General features: G+C 64.4%; 9 protein-coding genes. 8 read left to right on the top strand and 1 reads right to left on the bottom strand.

Annotation, left to right across the window (positions count from 1 at the left end; genetic code table 11):
• The first annotated feature begins 69 nt into the window (after positions 1–69).
• The 8 genes from ACFV15_RS11495 (at position 70) to ACFV15_RS11460 (ending at position 22438) form a co-directional block, all read left to right on the top strand.
• Complete coding sequence (locus ACFV15_RS11495) at positions 70–1572, top strand: DUF3375 domain-containing protein (protein WP_378350121.1); 1503 nt, start codon at positions 70–72, stop codon at positions 1570–1572.
• Positions 1565–2233 carry a DUF4194 domain-containing protein gene (locus ACFV15_RS11490; protein WP_378350120.1) on the top strand — a complete coding sequence of 223 codons (669 nt, stop codon included), beginning with the start codon at positions 1565–1567 and terminating at the stop codon, positions 2231–2233. Before ACFV15_RS11495 ends, ACFV15_RS11490 begins: the two co-directional genes overlap by 8 nt.
• Positions 2230–5574 carry an ATP-binding protein gene (locus ACFV15_RS11485; RefSeq protein ID WP_378350119.1) on the top strand — a complete coding sequence of 1115 codons (3345 nt, stop codon included), beginning with the start codon at positions 2230–2232 and terminating at the stop codon, positions 5572–5574. Before ACFV15_RS11490 ends, ACFV15_RS11485 begins: the two co-directional genes overlap by 4 nt.
• The gene (locus ACFV15_RS11480; RefSeq protein WP_378350118.1) at positions 5571–6785 is read left to right on the top strand and encodes a Wadjet anti-phage system protein JetD domain-containing protein; all 1215 of its coding nucleotides are present in this window, start codon (positions 5571–5573) and stop codon (positions 6783–6785) included. Before ACFV15_RS11485 ends, ACFV15_RS11480 begins: the two co-directional genes overlap by 4 nt.
• Before the next feature lie 355 nt (positions 6786–7140).
• The gene (locus tag ACFV15_RS11475) at positions 7141–13293 is read left to right on the top strand and encodes a protein kinase (RefSeq protein WP_378350157.1); all 6153 of its coding nucleotides are present in this window, start codon (positions 7141–7143) and stop codon (positions 13291–13293) included.
• A gap of 23 nt (positions 13294–13316) precedes the next feature.
• Positions 13317–16190 carry a helicase-related protein gene (locus tag ACFV15_RS11470; RefSeq protein ID WP_378350117.1) on the top strand — a complete coding sequence of 958 codons (2874 nt, stop codon included), beginning with the start codon at positions 13317–13319 and terminating at the stop codon, positions 16188–16190.
• Entirely contained in the window at positions 16190–20290 is a 4101-nt protein-coding gene (locus ACFV15_RS11465) for an Eco57I restriction-modification methylase domain-containing protein (protein ID WP_378350116.1), read from the top strand. Before ACFV15_RS11470 ends, ACFV15_RS11465 begins: the two co-directional genes overlap by 1 nt.
• A 6-nt stretch (positions 20291–20296) precedes the next feature.
• Positions 20297–22438: a UvrD-helicase domain-containing protein gene (locus ACFV15_RS11460; protein WP_378350115.1), complete on the top strand. Its 2142-nt coding sequence runs from the start codon at positions 20297–20299 to the stop codon at positions 22436–22438.
• Here the strand turns inward: ACFV15_RS11460 and ACFV15_RS11455 are convergent.
• Complete coding sequence (locus ACFV15_RS11455) at positions 22435–24087, bottom strand: N-6 DNA methylase (protein WP_378350114.1); 1653 nt, start codon at positions 24085–24087, stop codon at positions 22435–22437. The two genes, ACFV15_RS11460 and ACFV15_RS11455, sit on opposite strands and share 4 nt — an antisense overlap.
• Positions 24088–24553: the final 466 nt, after the last annotated feature.

Below are 24553 nucleotides of genomic sequence, written 5' to 3'. Positions count from 1 at the left end.
CACCGGAGGGCCGATGGTCGCAGTTGTGGAAGCTGACGGTGCGGTACTTGTGTCGTACGCTGCGTGGTGATGGGTACACGAGGGGTAGAAGGTGCATATCAGGGGGCGCTTCGGGCGTTTCAGAACCCGATGCTGGCCTTGCTCCACCAGACGCACGCACCGTTCGTGGTGACGGTGCTGGCGATGGTGTTCACCGCGGAGCGGCCGATGGTGTCGGTGGCGGACTCGCACGCGGAGATCAATGATGCCCTCGACCAGCTGCGGGCCGCGGGCTACGGCGACGAGGACAACCAGCCATTGCCTGCCGGGAACGCGCGGGACCTGTGCAGGCAGTGGGTGCAGGCGGGCTGGCTGGTGCGGCAGGTGTCCGATGATGACGTCGAGGTGTACCGGCTGTCCGCGTTCGGCGTGGGCGCTCTCGAGGTCGCCGGGCGAGTCGGCGGAGTGCGGACGAGGGTGTCGGAGTCGCGGGTCAGGACGTTGCTGGAGGCGATCGAGCGGCTCGCTCAGGACGCTGACCCGGACGTCACGGCCCGGATGGCACGCCTCAACGAGGAGATCCAGCAACGGCAGCAGGAGCTCACCCGGCTGGAGCAGGGTGGTGCCGTGGAGACCGTCGAGGACGAGCAGTTGCTCGAGGCTGCCGAGAACGTGCTGCACCTGGCGCGGGAGCTGCCTGCGGACTTCGCCCGGGTGGCTGAGTCGATCAAAGCCATCCAACGCGATGTCGTCGCCGAGCTGCGGCACGATGTTCGGCCGACCGGTGAGGTGCTGCGCGAGTACCTGGCCCGCGGTCAGCAGATCCTGGACGCGACACAGGAGGGCCGCGCGTTCGCGGGGGCGTTGCGTCTCATCGGCGACCCGGCGCAGATCGATGACCTGTGGAGTCAGCTGCGCGTGGTGCTGCGGCACCGGTTCACCGACCTGTTGCCGGAGCAGCAGCGGCGGGAGCTCACCGAGATCTCGCGCCGGATCGAGCAGGGCGTCAAGGAGGTACTGACGGCGCAGCGCCAGGCGTCACATGTGATCACCACCCAGGTCCGCAACCACGATCCGATGCGGGATCGTGAGGTGGACGAATTGCTGCGTGATGTGATGTCCGGGCTCCACAAGTGGGTTCCCGGCTCACGCCGGGGCGAGGCCGTCGAACCGCTGCGTCGCCTGCCGGTGGCCGACATCGGACATCTGCGGCAGAAGATGAGCGATCTGCGGCCACCGCGACCGCCCGCGCCGTTGCGGGAATGGGACGAGGCCGAGGACATGCCGACCGCGGATACTCGAGCATGGGGTGGCCCCAGGTACGCCGAGTTGGGTGCGCACCTGGCGGCGTTCGCCGGCGATGCGGAGAGCGTGGATATCGCGGCGGCCTTTCGTGCGGCGGCCGAGGACATCCAGCGGCCGGTCGACCTGCTCGGCTTGCTGGAGATCGCCCATGACACCGGAATCACCGAGACGGCCGAGGTCGCGGTCGTCGACACGGTCCGGCCCGACCAGACCCGGCGCCGGTTCGCCCTCGGCGGCGTGCTGGCGGCGAATCCGGTGAGTACGGACGGGAGCGATGCTGATGAGTGAGCCGGACAGCGGCCGCGAGTGGTCGGACGATACGGCTGCCGGGTTCATCGTCCCAATCTCGATGGAGGACGATCCCACCGAGTTGTTCGCAGGCGACGCGGGCACCCTTGACGCGGACGTCCGGCGGGTGCTGGTCCAGTTGCTGCGGCGCAAATTCCTGCTGGCCGAGAAAAACGCGGCGCAGTGGCGCACGTTGCTGGAGAACCAGCAGATCCTCGAGTCACGACTGCACGACCTGTTCGTGCGGCTCGTGGTCGACCATGACCGGGGTGTCGCCTACAAGCAGCAGGTGCGCTCGGTGGAGATGGACGTGCCGATCCTGCTCAAGGATGACTCCTACACCCGGGCTGAGACCCTGGTGCTGGTACATCTGCGAACCATCTTCCAGCGGGAACGTGGCACCGGCGAGACGTCCGCCCGGGTGGACGTCGAGGAACTGGAGCAGACCGTGCTGACCTACTCCGATCCGAACGACCACAACCTGGCCCGCAGCCAGCAGGAGGTCCGCAAAGCCGTGGAGCGGCTGGTCACCGAAGGTCTCCTCACAGAGGAGTCCGACGGTCGATACCGGATCACCCCGATGGTGGAGGTCGTGCTGAGCACCGCGAAGCTCACCGAACTGGAGCAGTGGCTGCGCGAGCGGAACGAGGCCACGACGTGAGTATGATCGACACGCTGTTCGGGTTGATCCCGGCGGCATCGCGGGGCGAGCAGTGGGTGGCGCAAGACCTGCAACTGGTCAACTGGGGCGGCTACGACGGCTATCACCGCGTCCGGCTCGCGCCTGGCCCGACCCTGCTCAGCGGAGGTTCAGGGTCGGGCAAGTCGACCCTGATGGACTCCTACATCGCGTTGCTCATGCCGCACACGACCCCCTTCAACGGGGCGTCCAACGGCGGTGTGGTCGGCAGGCCGCGAGGCAAGGACCAGCGCAATATCCTGTCCTATGCGCGCGGAAAGCTCGACGAGTCCCGTACCGATGGCGAGACCACGTCGCGGGTGCTGCGTGGGGACGGTTGCGACACCTGGTCGGCCATCGCGATGACCTGGGCGGACCACACTGGCGCCGAGTTCACCGCTGTGCGGGCCTGGTACGTGCCCTCGTCCGCTCGCGTACTCGACGACGTAACAGCGGTGCGCGCCACCTGCGACAGCGAATACCACCTGCCGAACCTGGAAGGCCCGGCACGCGCGAAGTTCGCGAAGACCGAGGTCGAGGGCACCGGCTTGACCTACTTGGGTACCGACCGGGATTTCACCGCGCGGCTGCACACCGCACTCGGGATCGGCGCCGCGGGCGATGGGCACAAGGCGGTCGCGCTGCTGGGCCGGATCCAAGCAGGGCAGCAGATAACCACAGTCGACGCCTTGTACAAGACGATGGTTCTTGAGGAACCGTCCACATTGACCACCGCGGACGCGGTGGTACAGCAGTTCGACGAGCTATCCGGTACCCGGAAGCGGATGATCACCGCCCGCCAGCAGGTGAAGGCGTTGACCCCGATCCGCGAACACCGGCACACCATCGACGAATCGTTCGACCGGTTGCACCTGATCGAAGAACTCGGATTGTTCACCGACACGTCGTCACCCGCCGCGTTGTGGCGCCATGGACGCCGTCTCGACCTGCTGCGTGCGGCGGAGGCGGACCTGTCCCTGCGGCACCGCCGGGCCAAAGCGGAACTGTCGGAGACCAACGCCCTGGTCAAGGCAGCCGAAGCGCAGCGCGAAGCGGTGGCCACGACACTGCGCGCGTCCGGCGGCGACCGCCTGGACACCGCACTCCGGGAGATCCGCGGCGTAGAGCAGAAACTGGATGACGTCGAACGCGCGCGGGAACGGCTGGACCGGGCGCTCGCCACCATCGACGTCACCGTGGCGACCGGCGACGACTTCGCCGCGCTGGTAGAGACGGCGCGTCGATTCGTCGCTGACACCGACGCCAGGAAAACCGCTCAGAACCAGTTCGCCGAAGCCATGACGGAGAAGAGAGAGGCCGAACGCGAACTGGGCGCATTGCGAGCCGAGCACAACGCGGTCAAGGCCCGGAAGGGCAATATCCCGACCGAGCTGCACGCGGCTCGCGCGGTTTTGGCCAAGGCCGCCGGGCTCACGCCCGACGACCTGCCGTTCGTCGGCGAGCTGATCGAGGTACGGACGGAGTTCGAGCCGTGGCGCGACGCGTTCAACCTGGCGCTCGGCGGATTCGCCACCCGGCTGCTGATCGACATCGGCGGCCTGAGTTCGTTCCGTGAGGCGATCAACGCGGTGCCGACCGTCCGGCGGGTCCAGTTCGAGGGAGTGCGTACCGGTCTGCGCGACGAGGTCAGACTTGACGGCACAACACTCCCTGGTCGGCTCGACTACCGACCGTCGCCGTTCACCGCCTGGCTCAAGAGTGAGCTCGCCCGCCGGTTCGACTTCGTCTGCGTCGAGGCGCCCGGTCTGCTGGCGAAGTACTCCAAGGCACTCACGATCACCGGCCAGACATCGGAAGGCGGCCGGGGTGCGCACGGTGGACAAGGCAGGCCCAACCTGCTCGGTTTCACCAACAGCAGGATGCTCGCCGACCTCGAGAACCGAATCGGCTCCGCGCGGGAACGCTTTGACAGTGCCGTGGTCTCGGTGTCGAGGTCGGTGGAGAATCTCGACTTGTTCGAAGACCGGCGTGCGACCTACCAGATCCTCACCGAATTGTCCTGGGACCAGGTGGATGTCTCTTCGGTCGAGGCGGAGCGGGACCGCTGGAACCGCGTTGTCGAGGAGGTCCGCCTCGACAACCCGAAGATCGACCAGCTGCAGAGCCAGGTGGATGAGCTCAAGGAGAAAGTAAGGGAACTGACCGAGCGCGTCGGCAGGCAGAAGGAGGCAGTGGAGAGGCTCGACAAGGCCTGGGAGTCGACCGTCGACGAGGTGGACCGCGCCCAGCTGGCACTCGACACGGCCGCGGAGACAGCGACCGATGTCAGCCAGCAACACCAGGCCTACCTAGAGACGCTGTTCGACAGCAAGCCCGACGGCGCCGCACCGGAAGGGACTCTCGAGGAGTTCGACGCGGCACTGAAGCGCGCCGCCGAACGGCTCCGCGCCGACCGCCAGTCAGCAGCTGAGGCGATAGGCAGGTCGAGGAATGCCCTGCTCGACATCTTCTCGACGTTCCGCGAGCGCTGGCCGAACCCTAATCTCGGCACCGACCCGGACGCCTCCTACCGCGACTTCGACCGCCTGCTCACTGACCTGGAAACCAACGGCCTGCATGACCTTGAGAGCGAGTGGCGGGACAGCTTGCTCAAACTGTCCGGCAACGATCTGACCGGCCTGGACAGCGAGCTTGCTGCTGCTGTACGCGAAATCCGCGACCGGATCGACCCGGTCAACCGCATCCTCGCCGGGCTGCCGTTCGCCGACGACAATCATCGGCTGCGCATCGACCCGCAGGAGAGCCACTCCACGGTGCGCGCCCGTTTCCGCAAGGAGCTGCGCGACGTGCGCGCCTTCATCGACCAGGCGGCGACCGACGACGACCGGGAACGCGCCTACCACCGGATGGCCAAGGTGATCGACCGTATCCGACGCACCGCGCCGGATTTCGCCGACCTCGTCGACGTGCGCAACCATGTCCGGATCAGCGCCGAGAAACGCGATCTCGAAGACGAGCATGTCGCTGTGTACGACCACATCGGCGAGAAGTCCGGCGGCGAGTCACAGGAGCTGGTCGCGTTCATCGTCGGCGCCGCTCTGCGATACCAACTGGGTGACGCGGGCGCCACACGTCCCCGCTACGCTCCCGTCTTCCTCGACGAGGCACTGATCAAGGCGGACGCGCACTTCACCGGCCGGGCCATCGGCGCGTGGCGCGGTCTCGGTTTCCAGCTCATCATCGGCGCCCCCAATGACAAGCACAGCGCGATCGAACCGCACGTGGACGCGGAGTACCTCGTCCTCAAGAACGCCCAGGGCCGGTCCTGGGCGAAGCCCTTGGTCGGTGTTCCGGACGCATGAGCGGACTCGTCTCTCCGGAGAACGCCATCGCGGCTGTCCGCCGCAAGATCGATCAGAAGTGGGCGGAGGCCATATGCGCGGACTTCGGTGTTGGCGAACAGGTCGTGTTCTCCGTTCCGCTTCGCCCAGGTGTGTCCACCGGTAAAGCCGTCGAGCAACTCGGGTACACCGCTTGGCACGATTGGCACACGCAGTGGCGCGAATTCTCCGGCCAGCTCCCCACCGGCGTGGAAGTCGTTCGCAAAGCGGTGACCATCCGACAAGTCGCTGGCGACTTCCCTGCCACGCTCATCGCGGATCTGGACGGTGCCGTCTCGCTGGTAGCCGACACCGTGGACGTGAACCGTGCCCGTTCGCTCGCGTCGGCGCTGCGATCCACCGGCGCGATCCTTGCCCCGGCCACGCTCCGGGCCGTCTACCGTCTTCGGGCTATCGACGTGGAGGTACTGCTCAGCGCCGTTACCTGGCTACGCCAGCACCCCGACGCCAGCCCATGGACCCTGAGGCAACTCCCGGTCCCCGGTATGCACACCAAATGGCTTGATACGCACGGCGGGCTGTTGCGCGACGTCGCAGGACGCGACGTTCGAGACGAAGTCCGGCCCCGGCTGACCGTCATGCACCTGACCTATGTCGACCCTGACCACGCTGCGTCAGGCCGCCGCCGGCACGACGCCTGGACCACCGGCGACGTGCACGACATCGCCTACCGGCCTCGTGTCGTCCTAGTTGTAGAGAACCGCGACTCCCGCCTCTGGTTCCCGTCTGTCAAGGACACGATCGTGGTTGAAGGTGGTGGTAAAGCCGCAGCCGCTCTGCTCGCGAACGTGCCCTGGATCCGCGCCGCGGATCACGTCGTCTACTGGGGCGACATCGACGCGGACGGGTACGCGATTCTCGACCAGTTCCGTACCGCGCTGGCTGAGCCAGCACCGGACGGAGCATCTGCCAAGCCCGTGATCTCGATCCTCATGGACGCCACCGACCTGCACCACTACGCCCAGCACGGCGTCAACCACGACAAGGCAGGCCGCCTCATCAAACCGTCACCGGAGACCCTGTCGCACCTGACCGAAACCGAGACCACCGCGTACAACACCATCGCAACCGCGGGCCCCACCCCATTCCGCCGTATCGAGCAGGAAGCCATCCCCCTCGCCCACGCTGCAACCCGGCTGCTTGAGATCTTGAAAGTCCAGGGTCTTGAGTGATCGAACCCGGCTTGACTAGGTCGATCACGTCGCGGTCTCAGCCACGATCCGCCACCGGCCGACCAACCACCTCGCGAACTGCGGAAGAGACACGTCATGAGATGGCAGAGTAATCATCTCCTGGTGGAGCGTTTCTCCGCAGCCATCCGCTGCGCATGTTGACAGTGCCAACAGATTACTCGTTCCGTCAGAGTCGCTTGTCGTGTACGGTTGTTGCAAATGGGCTAGTGCTGACGACTTAGAGCGAGCGGGCATGTCGATCGTTGGCGTACAGGGGAGGGGCGAGAGGGTGACGGCGAGGGTGGATGTCGTGGCTGGCCGGTTCCGGCTGCTGGTTCCAGTCGGCAAAGGCAATATGGGGGAGGTGTACCGCGCGCAAGATCTCGAGAGCGCGGACGAGGAAGCCGTTGCCGTGAAACTCATTCTGCGAGACCGGTCGGGCACTCTCCTTGACTCCAGTCCAGATGAGAAAGCAGTCCTGCGGTTCGAGCGCGAAGTCCGGATCATGCGCAAGCTCGATCACCCCAATATCCCTCGTCTTATGGACGGTGGCGTCGACCAACTGCCCTACCTGGCGATGGAGTTTCTGGACGGCCGCACCCTCCGAGACCTTGTCTCTGAGCACCCCCAGCTGCCCATTCCCTGGGTTGCGGCACTCGGTGCCCAGATTGCCGACGGGCTCGCAGCCGCACACGCTGAGAATGTCGTGCACCGTGACCTCAAACCGGCCAACGTCATGCTGGTCCAAGGTGGCGGCGTCAAAGTCCTCGACTTTGGCATGGGCCGGATCGTCGATGACGTCGAAGGCGAAAAGGTAACGAGTAGCGGCGTCACGGTCGGTACTGCTCGGTACATGGCACCCGAGCAGTTCGAAGCCTCGGCGGTCACCCAGGCCGCCGATCTTTACGCATTGGGTTGCGTATTGTTCGAGCTCTTGAGTGGTGTACCGCCGTTCCATAGCGAGTCGGCACACGAGCTCGGTGAAAAGCACCTGAAGGAACAACCGCCCTCGATCAAGCTTCTGCGTTCGGATACGCCGGAGACGCTGGCCCTGCTGATTGAGAAGCTACTGGCGAAAAGCCCGGCCAGCCGGCCAGCGGACGCCGTGGCGGTGCGAGAGGTATTGCTGCCGCTCGCGGTAGGTGAGGCCATAGTCTCGGGATGGGATTCACTGAATCCGGTGGCTTGGCTCACGACGAGCCGCGAAGCGAGGCATGGCGTACCGGTGATCGCCTCTGTCGGGACCTCGGCGACGTCCGGAATGGATGTTTTCGCTGTTCACGAGAAACTTATCGACGACTATCGGGCGTTCACCGAGGGTGGCACGATCATTCGCGATGAAGACATCGCAGCGTTCGTCACGCAAGATCTGGACAGCAAGTCCCAATGGCCGGATCCGTGGCTGTCGTTGAACCCTTTCTTCGCCTCCGGCGGCACCATGCTCGAACTGACCGGCGACGACGGGGTACTGCACAGCGAATGTGCGCGAATCTTCCAAGCGGGCAAGACCGAGGGTGGCACCGTCTGCGACGGGCGTCCGCTTACCCTGCATCGTCACCAACGCGAGGCAATCGACATCGCTGATTCGCGTGAGTCCTACGTTCTGACCACCGGAACTGGATCCGGTAAATCCCTTTCCTACATCGTCCCGATTGTCGACCGCGTGCTGAAGGAACGGGCCGAGGAGAGGCCCGCCGCACGCAAGCGAGTCCGCGCGATCATTGTCTATCCGATGAACGCCCTGGCCAACAGTCAGCTCAAGGAGCTCGACAAGTACCTTCTCGACGGCTACGGCAAAGGCCACGAACCCGTTACTTATGCGCGCTACACCGGCCAGGAGACCGACGAACGGCGCAAGGAGATTCGCGACAATCCACCGGACATCCTGCTGACCAACTACGTCATGCTGGAGCTCATGCTTACCCGGCCGGACGACCGGAAATCGCTGATCAGAATGGCGAAAGGGCTGGAGTTCCTGGTCTTTGATGAGCTGCATACCTATCGTGGCCGTCAAGGGGCCGACGTCGCGCTGCTGATTCGCCGGGTTCGCGATGCCTGTGAGGCCGACCGCCTGCAGTGTGTCGGGACGTCCGCCACGATGTCGAGCGAGGATACCTTCGCAGACCAGCGGAAAGTGGTCGCCGAAGTGGCGACGATGCTCTTCGGCACCGAGGTGCGCCCGGACAACGTCATCGGGGAGACGCTCGTGCGAGCTACCGATACCGGAGTCGACACTGTACCGGCCGACCGGTTGCGGGCAACCGAGACACCACGCGCGTATGCGAATCTCGTGGCCGACCCCCTTGCCTGTTGGATCGAAACACGTTTCGGACTCCGGAGGGACGAGTCTGGGCGGCTGGTCCGACAGAAACCTGCCAAGATCGAGGAGGCTGCTCGCGAGCTCGCCGAAACCAGCGGACTCAGTGAGAGCGATTGCAAGAAGGCGATCCAGCGAACGCTCAAGGCCGGCTCGGAAGCAAGGCATCCTGTCACTGACCGTCCGCTGTTCGCCTTTCGGTTGCACCAGTTCCTGTCGAAGGGCGACACCGTCTACGTCACGCTCGAGGACAAGCCGACACGCCATCTGACACGCGACTACCAGCGATTTCAGCCTGGTTCGGACGGCAAGATTCTGCTGCCTCTCGCTTTCTGCCGCGAATGTGGCCAGGAATACCTGACGGTTTGGCGGACGGTCAAGGACGGCAACGTCTGCTATCAGCCCAGGCGTGACACCTCCGCAACGGGTGGACGCGCGGGTGATGGCTACCTGTACATCGACGCTGCTCGGCCTTGGCCCAGTACCGCGGAAGAAGCGATAAGCGACCGTCGTTTGCCTGAATCCTGGCTGGAAACTGACGAGCATGGTGACGAAAGCGTTCGCGAGTCGTATCGGCCTCGGCTCCCGGTCGCCGTCAATGTCGACCCCTACGGCAATGAACTACCGGGCGCACTTGCCGCCGCGTTCATTCCGGCGCCTTTCCTCTTCTGCTTGCACTGTTCGGTCAGCTACGAGCAGACGCGCGGCAAGGATTTCGCCAAGCTGGCCACCCTGGACCAGGAGGGGCGGTCCTCGGCCACGTCGCTCGTGTCCACGTCGATCGTGCGCTCGCTCAAGGCCGTTCCCGAAGGGGCGCTCAGCAAAAAGGCCCGCAAACTGCTCACCTTCGTGGACAATCGCCAGGACGCGTCGTTACAGGCCGGTCATTTCAACGACTTTGTGCAGATCACGCAGCTACGCGGGGCGCTGTACCGTGCCATCGTGGCCGCCGGAGAAGCAGGTATCCGGCACGAGGAACTCGCGTCGCGGGTTGCCGGTGCGCTCGGCCTTGCTCCAGTCGACTACGCGGGCTCCGACAGCCTTGCCCCCGCGCTGCAGCGCAACGCAGCCAAGACCTTGCAGGATGTCATCGCATTCCGGCTCTACCTCGACCTCCAGCGTGGCTGGAGGATCACTATGCCGAACCTGGAGCAGACCGGGCTGCTCCAAATCCGATACGAGGACCTCGACTGGCTCGCGGACGCGAGCGATCGGTGGCTAGGCAAACACCCGAGCATCCGAGACGCCGAACCGAGTCGCCGGGTGGAGATTCTCCGGACCCTGCTCGACCACCTGCGTCGGAACCTCGCGATCGATGTGCAGTACTTCCGCGACGACTTCGATTCCCTTCAGCGCGCGAGCGAAGAGCGCCTCGTCGATCCGTGGGTGCTGTCGAAAAACGACCAACCGCAGGTGGGAACGGCTTTCCCCGGAAGTTCCCGCCCAGGTATGAGCCGTACGAGTCTCTTTGTCTCCGGCCGGGGGAAGTTCGGCAAGTACCTCCGGCGCGAGCACTTCAAAGACCTGTCGACCGACGATGCCGCGCACGTGATCAAGGAACTCCTAGACCTGCTCGCCGACGCCGGTCTCGTCGAGCGGGTCGATATCGCTCCGCAACGTTCTGGCCGGTTTCAGCGAAGTGCGGGTTCGACGGTTACCGGATATCGGGTCGCGGCGAGAACCTTGGTGTGGCAGGCCGGGACGGGTGAAACCGGCGCCCACGACCCGCTGACCCGAACTTACGCCAGCGGCGACGGCCCCCGCGTCAACACTTTCTTCCGGGATCTCTATCGTGAGGCCGGTAATGCACTCGGAGGCCTCGCCGCGCGGGAGCACACTGCGCAGGTCGATCCGGAAACCCGCGAGCAGCGGGAAGAGGCGTTCCGCAAAGGGGATTTGAAACTGCTCTACTGTTCGCCGACCATGGAACTCGGAGTCGACATCTCCGAGCTTAATGCCGTGATGTTGCGGAATGTTCCGCCGACGCCCGCCAACTATGCACAGCGTAGCGGTCGAGCAGGCCGGTCTGGCCAGCCCGCGCTCGTGACCACCTACTGCGCTACCGGAAACAGCCACGACCAGTATTACTTCCGCCGATCCGACCGGATGGTCGCCGGGATCATTACCCGGCCACGACTGGACCTAGCCAACGAAGACCTGGTGCGCTCGCACGTGCATGCTATCTGGCTCGCGGAGTCGGGTCTGAAGCTCGGGCGAGCCATTCCCGACATCATCGACGTCAGCCACAACGAAGACGCCCGGCGTCCCGACCCTCAGCTGCGGCTGCACGATGACATCGACGCAAAACGTCTCGACCTGAACGCGCAACGGCGTACCGTTGAAGCAGCTCACCGCGTGTTCGGCGAGCTACGCGCAGATTTCGCCGATACCGGTTGGTGGGATCCGCAGTGGATCGAGGACACGGTCCGCGCCGCCGGCGAACAGTTCGACAAGGCGTTTGACCGTTGGCGCGGCCTGTTCCGGGCCGCGCTGGTGGATCAGGCCGAGCAGAACCGTCGAGTGCTGGACCACACACTGTCCAAGCGCGACCACGACATTGCCGGCGCCCGTCGACGTGAGGCGGAAACGCAACTCAATCTGCTCAAAAACGACAGCTCGGACAGTAAATCAGTGCTGTCCGATTTCAACCCTTACCGGTACTTGGCAAGTGAGGGATTCCTGCCCGGCTATTCCTTCCCCCGGCTGCCTCTCGCTGCCTACGTGCCCACTTCGGGGCGTGGCTACCGTGACGGCGACTACCTGCAACGCCCTCGATTCCTGGCCGTTCGCGAATTCGGCCCGGGCGCGCTGATCTATCACGAAGGAAGTCGTTACCAGGTCACTCGGATCCAGCTGACACCGGACGCGAGTGGTGATCTGGTGACCACGAGCGCCAAGCGCTGCGATTCCTGCGGTTACCACCACGACGTCCAGGAATCGGCCAGCCGCTGCCAGATGTGCGACGAGCCATTGCTGGAGAACACGACTGGGCTGCTGCAACTGCACACGGTCTTCACTCGCAAGCGTGAGCGGATCTCTTCAGACGAAGAGGAACGGCGCAGGGCGGGCTTCCGACTGGTGACGTCCTACCGTTTCCACGACCACGGCGCACGCCCTGGCCGGAGAGATGCGTTGGTGTCCGATGTGGATGGTCTGATCGCGACTGTGACCTATGGAGACTCGGCGACAGTGCGGATCACCAACATCGGCCGGGTGCGAGCGCGTGAAGACGAGCCGCCAGGCTTCTGGCTCGACCCGGCTGACGGCCGCTGGCTCAACGAACGCGAAGCCGGCGAAGCGTCTGGGGATTCGAGCGAGCTTCCCGTTATCGACAGTGACGGCAACGAGAAGCGCCGCAGGAAGCGTGTCCTCCCGTACGTCGAGGACCGCCGCAACGTGTTGGTCGTCAAGCTCGCTGCCCCGCTCGACGAGCCGGTCGCGTTGTCGCTGATGTACGCACTGGAACGCGGTATCGAAGCAGCGTTCGAGCTTGAAGACTCGGAGCTGACCAGCGAGCTGCTTCCGCCCGACGGTGGTCCTCGCGACCGTTTCCTGTTCACCGAAGCGGCAGAAGGTGGTGCGGGTGTGTTGAAGTTGCTGCAATCCGATCGGGATGCGCTTCGGCAAGCCGCCGAGAAAGCCTTGGAGATCTGTCACTTCGCCCTCGACGGCACAGATCTCGGTGGTCCGCATCCGGACCGGCTCTGTGCGCGTGGCTGCTACGAGTGTCTGCTCACTTACGGCAACCAGGCCAGTCACGGTGTGATCGACCGCCATTCGGTGCGCGAACTGCTGCTCCGACTGGCCGGTGCCCGCGCGGCCACCACTGGTCAAGGTGAGTCCCGCACGGAGCAGCTCGAGAGGCTTTCCGGTCAGGCGGAGACCGAATTAGAGAAGCGGCTGATCGCCTGGTTGAAGGAGAACGGCCTGCGGCTCCCTGACGAAACGCAGACATTCGTCACGGAAGCGCTTGCTCGGCCTGATTTCGTATACCGCTTGCCTGGTGTCAACGTCGCCGTGTTCGTCGACGGACCGGTGCACTCCTACCCCCAGGTTGCGCAGCGGGACGCGGAAGCGGCGAATCGTCTTGAAGACGCGGGGTGGGACGTCGTGAGATTCCCCCATGACGGTGACTGGTCCGCCATCGTGGCCGAGTGCGAGCGCTACTTTGGGCGCGGTGCAGGCGTTTGACGACGAAAGAGAACCTGACACAAATGAGTGACTACACCGCGGGCTCGCTGGTCTCCGCGCGCGGCAGGGACTGGGTTGTCCTGCCGGAAAGCGCCAATGACATGCTGGTGCTGAGGCCGCTCGGTGGCTCGGACGACGACGTTGCCGCTGTCTTCCCAGCCTTCGAGGACGTCCGGTCTGCCGAGTTCCCTCCACCGTCCCCGGACGACCTGGGCGACGACCTGGCGGCCGGGATGTTGCGCTCGGCACTGCGGATCGGTTTCCGATCTGGTGCGGGGCCCTTCCGCTCCCTCGCCGGGATCGCCGTCGAGCCGCGCGCCTATCAGCTCGTACCCCTGATGATGGCTTTGCGGCAGAAGACCGTGCGGCTACTGATCTCGGACGACGTCGGCATCGGCAAGACCGTCGAAGCCGGGCTGATTGCCAGTGAATTGCTTGCTCAAGGCAGTGCGCGGAAGCTTGCTGTACTGTGTGCGCCCGCGCTGGCCGAGCAGTGGCAGGAGGAGCTGCGGACCAAGTTCGGCATTGACGCCGAGCTGGTACTCGCCTCCACGGTGTCGAAACTGGAGCGCAAGCTCGATCTCGGTCAATCGCTCTTCGACAGGCACCCGCACGTGGTGGTCTCCACCGATTTCATCAAGTCGACCCGGCACCGCGACGACTTCGTCAAGCACTGCCCCGACTTGGTGATCGTGGACGAGGCCCACAGCTGCGTCGCCGCCGACGAGAAGTCTTCGGCACAGAACCAGCTTCGCTACGAACTTCTCCAACGGATCGCCGATGATGCCGATCGCCATCTTCTCCTGGTGACCGCAACGCCTCACAGCGGCAAGGAAAGCGCGTTTCGCGCATTGCTTGGTTTGGTCAAGCCGGAACTGGCCGCGGCGGAACTCGACACCGATGCGGGCAGGCGTCTGCTGGCTGCCCACTTCGTGCAGCGCAAGCGGGCTGACGTCCGGCAGTTCCTCTCCGCGCGAGACGGTTTAGCTGACGACAGTCTGCGGGAAGACACCGCGTTCCCGGCAGACCGGGAGTTCAAAGACGAAACCTACCGGTTGTCCTCGGCTTACCGAGCGTTGCTTGACGACGCCATCGCCTACGCGGGGGAACGTGTCAGCGCCGCGGGTGATCACGGAAAGCGAGAGGCCCGCATCGCCTGGTGGTCGGCGATCGCGCTCCTGCGCTCCCTGGTCTCCTCGCCGCGTGCCGCGGCGCAGACGTTGCGCACGCGGTCGGCAACGGCCGCGGCATTGACCGCGGAGGAAGCCGACCTGCTCGGTGCGCCGCTGACTCGTGACTCCTCCGACAGCGACGCGTTGGAGGGACTCGACGTAGCTCCCGGCGCCGAGCTGGGTGAGCCTGGCGCACGCTTAGCGGAGCTCGCCGATCGAGCTGCGACTCTGGAAGGTGCGGAGGAGGACTGGAAGCTTGCTGCTCTGGTCAAGCAGATCAAAGCGTTGCTGGGCAAGGGCTACCACCCGATCGTCTTCTGTCGCTACATCCCGACCGCTGAGTATGTAGCCGAACATCTCGCGGAGGCGCTGGGGAAGAAGACCTTCGTCCGCGCTGTGACCGGAACGTTGTCTCCGCAACAGAGGCTCCAGCGAATCGAAGAGCTGGCCGAAGAATCAAGCGGCGCCCGCCGAGTTCTCGTTGCCACGGACTGCCTGTCCGAGGGCGTGAACCTCCAGCACCACTTCGACGCTGTCGTCCACTATGACCTGGCCTGGAATCCGACTCGGCACGACCAGCGAGAAGGACGTGTTGACCGCTACGGCCAGAAGACCGATATCGTCAAGGTTGTCACGCTGTACGGGAGTGACAACGGTATCGACGGCAAGGTGCTGGAAGTCCTCATCAGAAAGCATCGACAGATCTGGAAAGATCTGGGTATCTCGGTGTCAGTGCCCGACGCGATGTCGTCCGGTGTGACCGACGCGGTCGTCGAGTGGCTGTTGATGCGCAACCGCCGCCCGGAGCAGGCGAGCCTCTTCGAGGTGGAAACCATCGGAGCACGATCAGCCGTGGTCGAGGCGGAATGGCAGTCCGCGGCCGATCGCGAGAAGGCCTCTCGCTCGCGATTCGCCCAGCGAACGATCCGGCCCGAGGAAGTGGCCCGTGAGGTGGCGGCTGTCCGGGACACGCTGGGTCGTGCGGGCGAGGTTCGTGACTTTGTCCGGCAGTCACTCGGTGCGCTCGAAGCCGTGCTCCGCACCGACGGCGACAACTTCACCGCCGACCTGACCGGCGCACCGGTCGGGCTTCGCGACGCGCTTGCTCCCGTTGTCGGAGGTGACGTGGTGCGGCCGGTTCCCTTCCGCGCGAGTGCCGCGGTAGCCCGAGGTGAAGCTGCTCTCGTGCGTACTGATCCGGTGGTAGGTGCGCTCGCCGGGTACGTTCTCAATTCCGCGCTTGACGAAAAGGTCTCCGGCCCGCGGCCGGCCCGCCGATGCGGGGTGGTCCGGACGAAGGGCGTCGAGACCAGGACGACACTTCTGGTCGTCCGCTACCGGTTCCACCTCACGCTGCCGTCACGGTCGGGGGAGCGGCAACTGGTCGCGGAGGACGCTCGCTTGCTCGCCTTCGAGGGCGCACCTGCGAACGCCCGGTGGCTTGCTCCGGACGACGCTCGGGCGCTGCTGGACCTGACGGCTGACGAGAACACCGACCCGGCGTTTGGTAAACGCACCATGACCCGAGTACTTGATGGGCTGCCGGAAACGAACGCGCATCTGGAGTCCTTCGGCGACGAACTCGCTGCCGAGCTCCTCGCGTCTCATCGTCGGGTACGCAGCGCTTCCGGTGAGATCGTCCGTGGTGTGCAGGTGGTGGCACAGAAGCCAGCCGACGTCCTCGGTGCCTACGTCTACCTGCCGGTCGCTGGAGGAGTCGCCTGATGTCCGCTGTCACCCGCAATCAGGTTTTCCCCGCCGTCGACACCATCGGCGGGCTGCTGCCTCACGACATGCTTCTGCGGATAGCCGAAGGCAAGGATGTCAAGGGGTGCGCTCCCGTCGACTACCGCGTGCTCGGATCGCGGTCGGTGCGTGACGACGCTGAGCGCCGCTGGGACTACCTCAAGGCTGCCTGGACCGAGCTGCGCGCGCACCTACCCGTCGCACCGGAACAGGACACGCCTGCCGACCCCACCGGCCGTGCGATCTCCGAGTGGTTGTTGCCACTTTTCGCGGAGTTCGGCTTTGGTGAGCTGACCGCTCTGGGTGCCTCCGGCATCAGTTCTGACGATGGCAGCAAGACCTTCGCCATTAGCCACCGTTGGAACCATGTTCCTCTGCATCTCGCCCCGTGGCAGTCGTCATTGGACAAAAGGCCGGGCGGTGCGGGCACGGTCCCGCCGCAGTCGTTGGTCCAGGAGTGCCTGAACCGGACTGATGCACACCTCTGGGGGGTGCTCACCAACGGACGGCAGCTCCGGTTGCTGCGCGACTCCAGCGCGCTGGCGACAGCGTCGTACGTCGAGTTCGACCTGGAAGCCATCTTCGACGGCGAGCTGTTCAGCGAGTTCGTGCTGCTGTACCGGCTGCTGCACGTCTCGCGTTTCGCCACCGCCGAGGGCGCCACGCCCTCGACCTGCTGGCTGGAAAAGTGGCGTCTCGACGCCATCACGTCCGGCACTCGCGCGCTCGATCAGCTCCGCGACGGCGTCCAGGCGGCGATCACCACTTTGGGCACCGGCTTTCTCCGTCATCCCGCCAATGTCAATCTGCGCGAGAACGTGGATGTCTCGGTGCTCCACAACGGACTTCTCAGGCTGGTTTACCGGCTGTTGTTCGTTTTCGTCGCCGAGGACCGGGATGTGCTGCACGCACCGGAAGCCACAGCGCAAGCGCGAGAACGCTACGCCGCCTACTTCTCGACAGCGAGATTGCGAGCCCACGCACGGCGTCGCCGGGGCACAGCTCATGATGACCTGTATCAGGCGTTGCGTGTCGTTTTGGCCGCCCTCGGTGACGAGAACGGCCGTCCCGAGCTGGGGCTGCCCGGCCTTGGTGGCATCTTCGACCCGACGCCGGCCGACGCGGTCATCGACGGTCTCGCGTGCTCGAACGAGTACCTGCTGACCGCGATTCGGCACCTCGCGCAGGTTCGCGATGTCGGCTCGCGGCGAATCCGGGCTGTTGACTACCGGCATCTCGACGCCGAAGAACTGGGATCCATCTACGAGTCGCTGCTGGAACTTGTCCCGCGGCACAGCGCGGTGGACCGCACCTTCGAGTTGGTCGAACTCGCAGGCAACACCCGTAAGACGACTGGCTCTTACTACACGCCGTCGTCGTTGATCGAATGCCTGTTGGACTCGACGCTTGACCCGGTTATTGACGACGCGGTCAAACGTGGTGAGCTTGCTGCTTCGGTTGCTGGGCAGCCTGATCCGGCCGAAGCCATAGTGAGCGAGCTGCTGTCTCTGACGGTATGTGACCCCGCCTGCGGTTCTGGGCATTTCCTGGTCGCCGCCGCCCGCCGAATCGCCAAGCGGATCGCCGCGGTACGCGAGCGAAACCCCGAGCCCGTCACGGAATCGGTGCGCGTCGCGCTGCACGAGGTCATTGCGCGCTGTATCTATGGCGTCGATCTCAACCCCATGGCGGTCGAACTGGCCAAGGTGTCGCTCTGGTTGGAAGCCCTCGTTCCGGGTAAGCCGCTCGACTTTCTGGATGCTCACCTCAAGTGCGGTAACGCCTTGCTCGGCACGACCCCCTCACTACTGCGGCAAGGCATCCCGGACAGTGCGTTCATCGCCACCGAAGGCGATGACAAGAAGTTCGCCAAAACCCTCGAGAAGATGAACATCGATGAGCGCGAGGGTCAGTTCAGCCTCTTCGATATTGAGAACACCACGATGAAGGTCACCAACACAGCTTTTGCGGCCAGCGTGCGGCAGATCACCGGGAAGGCTTCTGGCAAACTCCGTGACGTGCGGCAGAAGGCGGAGGCTTACACGTCTTGGACTGAATCGCCGGAGTATGTCAACGCCTTGCATCTCGCGGATGCTTGGTGCGCCGCGTTCATGTGGATCAAGACTGCGGACGGCCCACGGGCGGTCACCGAGGGAGTCTTCCGAGCGCTCGAGGATCCGTCTGCGGCTGGCGCGTCACCGGAGACCCACAACGAGATCGTGCGGCTGCGCGATCAGTACCGGTTCTTCCACTGGTATCTGGAATTCCCGGAAATCTTTGCCGCGGGTGCCGACGACGAGTTGCCTGGGCAAGGCTGGCGAGGCGGTTTTAGTTGTGTTCTAGGCAATCCGCCGTGGGACAGCGTGGAGCTGAAGGAGCAGGAGTTCTTCGCCCAGCGCTCGCCCGAGATCGCCGCGGTGGGCAAGGCGGATGCCCGGAAGAAGCTGATCGCGGCGTTGCGTGACGACCCGGACACACTGACGTTGTTCCGCGCGTATGCCGATGCGAAGCGCGCGGTCTATGCCGAGAGCCACTTCCTGCGGCGTTCGGGCCGGGTTCCGCTTACGGGAAAAGGCAACCTCAACACCTATGCCGTGTTCTCGGAGACCGCACGCATCTTGACCGGCGATAGAGGACGTGCTGGTGTCATCGTGCCAACCGGGATTGCCACCGACGCCAGAACCCAGTACTTCTTCAAGGATTTGGTGTTGAACGGGTCGCTCACGGCCTTGTACGACTTCGAGAATGCTACTCCGCTTTTCCCGGGTGTTCATCGGTCGTTCAAGTTCTGCGTGCTTTCAGTCGCCGGGCGGGCGTTGCACGAACCTGCCGCGAAGTTTGCGTTTTTCCTCCACGACCCGGCGGAGTTGGACGATGCCGACAAGACGTTCCCCTTGTCGCCGGAAGAGATCACCCTGCTCAACCCCAACACGGGTACCTGCCCGATCTTCCGCTCCCGCCGCGACGCTGAGATCACCCTCGGCATCTACAGCAACGTCCCGATCCTCGTCAAGGAGCCGGACGAACACGGTCGAGGCGGTAGCAACCCATGGGAGATTTCGTTCCTGAGAATGTTCGACATGGCTCACGATTCCCGGTTCTTCCGTACGTACGCCGAGTTGGAGCGAGAGGGATGGATGCTTTCCGGCAATATCTTTATCAAGGGCTCAAAGCGTATGCTCCCGCTGTACGAAGCGAAGATGCTTCATCACTATGACCATCGCTGGGCGACCTACGCGAAGGATGATTCGACTCGTGATCTCGCTCTTGAGGAAAAACAGGACCCAGATGGGGTAGTCTTCCCTCGCTACTGGGCCCCTGAGCATGACGTGCCGACTGGCAAACTGGACAAGAACGGTCGGGAGATCATGGATCTTGGGGTTGTCAGTCGACTTGATGCGAGGGGGTGGACCAACGACTGGCTGATCGGCTGGCGTGACATCTGTCGTGTGACCGATGTTAGAACACTGGTTACCGGAGCGCTTCCGCGAACGGCTGTAGGTCACAAGTATCTACTGATGATTCCCGGCAAGAATGGCGAGTTGCTTCAATCTATTTTGGCAACTTTTGCCCTCGACTACGTGGTCCGGCAGAAACTCGGCGGAACATCGTTGAGTTTCTTCACTATGAACCAGCTTCCTGTTATTCCCCCTGTGAAGATTGTTGGGAATCGTGAAGGAATCAGTAGGCGAATTGTCGAGCTAGTCTACACAGCTCACGACATGGCGCCGTTCGCTCAGGATTTGGGTGATACGGCAGAGCCCTTCATCTGGGACGAGGCTCGGCGCGCCATCATTCGCGCCGAGCTCGACGCGCTTTTCTTCCACCTCTACGGGATCGACCGTGACGACGTCGACTACATCCTCGACACCTTTCCGATCGTCAAGCGCAAGGATGAGGCCAAGTACGGCACTTACCGCACCAAGGATCTGATCCTCGCCGAGTACGACCGTATGGCTGCCGCCGGGATCAGCCCCACCAACCCGCTCGTCGACGGCGAGAACTACACCTCCACGCTCAACCCGCCACCGGGACACGGTCCGCGTCATCCCGCTCGAGTCGACCAGCCGACGGAGTAGCCGATCATGCCGCAGCTCGCCTTCGCCAGCAGTTTCTGGGAGACCTACGATCGGCTGGAAAAGCAGATCAAGGCCGGGGTACGCAAGGCCATGGCCAAATTCCAGCTGCTCACGGTCGCCGGGTTGCACGCCGACAAAGGGCTGCATCTGGAATCTGTCGACAAGGCGCGCGACCCGCGGATGCGGACCATCCGCGTCACCGACTTCTGGCGCGGTGTCGTACTTGCGCCCGACGACGGCAGCGACATCTTCCTGCTGCTGAACGTCGTTCCTCACGATGATGCCTACAGCTGGGCCGCAAAGCGCCTCTACACGCAGAATACGGCCACGCGAGCGCTCGAAGTTCGCAACGTCGTTGCGATCGAGGAGCTGACGCCGCCCTTGGAGCAGGCTGCCGCAAACGCGTCCGTGCTGCTGTTCGCCCAGCATTCCGACACGGTGCTGCGTGATCTCGGTGTCGACGACCAGGTGCTCCGCGCGGCGCGCGCCATCAGTGACCGGCCGCAGTTGGAGGCGTTCGGCAGCTTGCTGCCGGAAGACCAGTTCGAGGTGTTGCAGTTCCTCGCCGAGGGGTTTTCGCCCGAGGAGGTCTACCGCGATGTGGTCGCCGAGCGCAGGCCTGCCGAGGAGCCTTCCGAGACAGAGGACAGTCTGGCCAGGGCAATAGCCAATACCAGGACGCGCATTACGCTGGTATCCAGTCCTGACGAACTGGCCGAGATCTTGGATAAGCCGTTCGCGGCCTGGCGGGTGTTCCTGCACCCATCCCAGCGCCGCGTGGCTTACCGGGTGTCCTTCAACGGTTCCGCGCAAGTGACCGGCGGCCCCGGCACTGGCAAGACCGTGGTCGCGTTGCATCGGGTGAAGCACCTGCTGTCCCGCTCTCCTGACAGCCGAGTGCTGCTCACCACCTACACCAACGCCCTCGCCAGGGCGTTGCGCGACAACCTGACGTTGTTGCTCGACGACGACGAGCAACTCGCTCGGGTGCAGATCACGACCGTCGATGCCTTCGCGAACCGGATCGTCCGGGACCATGCTGGACGTTCGCCGTCTCCTATTACCGACGCCGACGAACGGCAGATCTGGCGACGCGTTTGCCAGCAACAGAACCTGCCGTGGACAGAGCAGTTCCTCGCGAGAGAGTTCCGGCACGTCGTGCTCGCCCAGCACGTGCGAACCGAGGGCGAGTATCTCGAAGTCGAGCGTCGTGGCCGTGGGTCTTCCCTGCGTGCGGCACAACGTGCGCAGGTCTGGACGGCTGTCGAGGCATTCACGGCAGAGTTACGTACTGCGGGGAAAGCGACTCATCTGCAGATCTGCGCGGAAGCCGCGGACATTCTGTGTGACAGCGGCGATCATCGTTTTGATCACGTGGTCGTCGACGAGGCCCAGGATCTGCATCCGGCTCAGTGGCGGGTGCTGCGTGCCGCCGTCAAAACAGGGCCCGACGATCTCTTCATCACCGGTGACCCGCACCAGCGGATCTACGACTCTCACGTGTCGCTGCGCGCAGTCGGCATCTCGGTCACCGGCCGCAGCTCCCGGTTGCGGATCAACTATCGCAGTACCGCCGAAATCCTCGTCTGGTCGACCGGCGTCCTCGATGGTTCCAGCGTCGGCGAACTCAGCGGCGACGGGAGCGACAGCCTGGCCGGTTACCGGTCCCTCCTACACGGCACGCGGCCCGAGGCAACCGGATACCCGAACGAGCAAGTCGAAGTGGCCGCTCTTACCGAGCGGGTTGGTGAGTGGATCGCGCAGGGAGTTCTTCCCAGCGAGATCGCGGTGTGCTCCCGCTTCAATCTCTTGCTGGACAAGGTGTTCGACCAACTCAAGGCTAACGGGATCGTCTCGGTGCGAGTGAAGGATCAGCCGGGGGCCGACGTCGAAGGAGTCCGACTGGCCACCATGCATTCGATGAAAGGCCTGGAATTCCGTTGCGTCGCGGTGATTGGTGTGACCGAGAAGGCGCTGCCTTTCGCGAAGGAAATAGCCCCAGCCGACGTCGACCCGCAGCAGCACGAGAGTGACCTGCTCAAGGAGCGTTGCCTGCTTTTCGTAGCGTGTACCAGGGCAAGGGAAGCGCTCGTTGTCTCGTGGAGTGGGATCGCCAGTCCTTTCTTGCCGTCCACCGGCAGGCGCTAGTCGGCGTCGTCGCGCTCCGGGAGCAGCGACCCGCGAGTCAGCCCGTCGCGAGCCAGTTCGGCAGCGCGCCGTCCCCACTGCGCCAGTTCCGCCACAGATCTCTCGAACTCGTCGAGACCGCGGAACGCGGCGCCGTAAGCGTGTTGGTCGGCGATGCTCATCTGGGGAATCCGCGCACCGCGGACGTCCACGCGAAATGTGCCGCTGCCGCTCGTGGCTCGTTTCGTGTTCGCTAGACTCCGCACGAACCCCGTCAGAAAGTCGGTGTCGAGCCGATCGCTGGTGGCCGCCACCGACTCGCCGGAGATCTCGACGAGCCCTGCCCTGGCCAGATCAGCGACCCGGATCACCGCGCCGTCGAGAGAGCCCGGACCCGCTGCGACTGTCGGTAGAAGACCACGCAGCTCATCCATGCGCGCGACCACTTCTTCGCGAGCAGCCTGGTACGCGGTGAGATGATCCGTTCGTGCCGCCATCACGTGGCGGGCCGGAGTCAGGTCGACTTCGTCGTCGAGCAGATCGATCACAGGCACGTCGACCACCTGCGTTGGGGCCGGCCCGGCCGTGGCGTCTGGGTCTTCGTCAACCAGGTCGATCATGCGGACATGGGAGCCGAGAAGTTCCGCGTTCACCGGTCGGGTCAGGAACCAGAGATGCACCGGTTGCTGATGTGACGCGACCATGCCCCCCGGCAGTGCGACAACCTGGGTGAGGGCACCGCAGCGGACAAGTTCGGCCCGGATGCGGCGACCGGCCTTCCGATAAGCTACCGAGGCAGGCATGACGAGGATCGCTCTGCCGCCCGGTGCTACATGGGCGTAGCAGTGCTGGAGCCAGGCCAGCTCGAATTCCGCCTTGGTGGGTACGCCGAATTCCCACCGTTGATCCAGAAGGAGTTCGTCGCGTCCCCAGTCATTGATGTTCGCCGGCGTTTCGCATACAACGAGATCTGCGCGAAGCTCCGGCCACAGGTCGTCTCGCAGTGAATCGCCAGTCCTGATTACGCAGTCGGATTCGTTGCAGAGCGAGGCGCGGAAAGACGCGAGGCGTGCTGCGGCGGAATCCACTTCTTGCCCCGTCAACGAGATCTCAGCCGCTGTCCCGAAAGCGAGCAGCAACGAGCCGATCCCGCAGGCGGGGTCGAACACCGTTCCCGTCACGGGGCCTGCGAACCGGCGCACCGCCGCGACTAGGCGTGGCGTGGACATCGGCTCGGAGCCGGCGCGGCCGGGGGAGGCCAGGAACCTGTCAATCAGTGAGTCGATGACCTCGGCTGGTGAACTCTCTCGAGCCAGATCGAGCAGCCGGGCGCGCGTCCCCGGCGCCAGGTCACCGGCAGCGCCGGTCGCGAGTGCTTCGGCGACATCGGCGAGTGCTCGGACGAGTTCATCGCCGTACTGGGCGCGTAGCGCCTGCCAGACGAGAACTTCGGGTGAAGGACCGCCGTCCCTTTTACCTTGTTGGGTCAGCCATGCTTCGACCTCCGTCAGCGCGAATCTGGCGGTGCGGCCGGTTCCGCTAGTGGGTGTGGGGAAGTCGGGATACCGCTTCCGCCAGTTGGAGACCGCAGCCCGTGTCACGTTGGCCAGTCGTGCGATCTCGGCCGCGGTCACCAGCGACCCGGGGTGGTCTGCGAAGTCCGCCTGCATGACATCGAGAGTACACGTAGCGCCCACGAGTCCTGGTGTCATTCCTGTTGACTTTGCCAACGCGTCGAACTGATAGACAAGACTATCTGGTCGATTGGGTGGCGCCGACGAATGGGATGGTTGCCGCCGAGATGCATATTGATGCGGCTCCGGCCGCGGAGAAGGCGCTGACCCGAGTCGATTCACGCCCGGCTGCGCTTGCTCGTAGGCGCCGGGTCTCGGCTGAACACGATCTTCGACCTGCTGCGCCAGATGCCTGTACGGAGCGCGTCTCGTAGGCCGTCATCCGGCAATACCGTCGAATGGAACCGAAGCAGGGATGTCAAATCGGTCACCGTATTCGTCCGACTTGGTGTTTGGGCGGATGAGCGATGGCTGTGCGCTCGCGACTTCGCGAAGATTGCCGCGGACGCCGGACTGTTCTGGAGACACTGGTGAAGGCCCTCGCGCTGTTGTGCTGACGGTG

This window comes from Amycolatopsis sp. NPDC059657 (assembly GCF_042734395.1).
Lineage (GTDB): Bacteria > Actinomycetota > Actinomycetes > Mycobacteriales > Pseudonocardiaceae > Amycolatopsis.
This window is presented reverse-complemented; position numbering and strand designations above follow the sequence as displayed.

What these genes read in the sequence shown, in the direction of transcription:
- ACFV15_RS11480 (WP_378350118.1), top strand. Translation starts at nt 5,571, where the DNA reads ATGAGCGGACTCGTCTCTCCGGAGAACGCCATCGCGGCTGTCCGCCGC.
- ACFV15_RS11470 (WP_378350117.1), top strand. Translation starts at nt 13,317, where the DNA reads ATGAGTGACTACACCGCGGGCTCGCTGGTCTCCGCGCGCGGCAGGGAC.
- ACFV15_RS11490 (WP_378350120.1), top strand. Translation starts at nt 1,565, where the DNA reads ATGAGTGAGCCGGACAGCGGCCGCGAGTGGTCGGACGATACGGCTGCC.
- ACFV15_RS11475 (WP_378350157.1), top strand. Translation starts at nt 7,141, where the DNA reads ATGGGGGAGGTGTACCGCGCGCAAGATCTCGAGAGCGCGGACGAGGAA.
- ACFV15_RS11460 (WP_378350115.1), top strand. Translation starts at nt 20,297, where the DNA reads ATGCCGCAGCTCGCCTTCGCCAGCAGTTTCTGGGAGACCTACGATCGG.
- ACFV15_RS11495 (WP_378350121.1), top strand. Translation starts at nt 70, where the DNA reads ATGGGTACACGAGGGGTAGAAGGTGCATATCAGGGGGCGCTTCGGGCG.
- ACFV15_RS11455 (WP_378350114.1), bottom strand. Translation starts at nt 24,087, where the DNA reads ATGCAGGCGGACTTCGCAGACCACCCCGGGTCGCTGGTGACCGCGGCC.
- ACFV15_RS11465 (WP_378350116.1), top strand. Translation starts at nt 16,190, where the DNA reads ATGTCCGCTGTCACCCGCAATCAGGTTTTCCCCGCCGTCGACACCATC.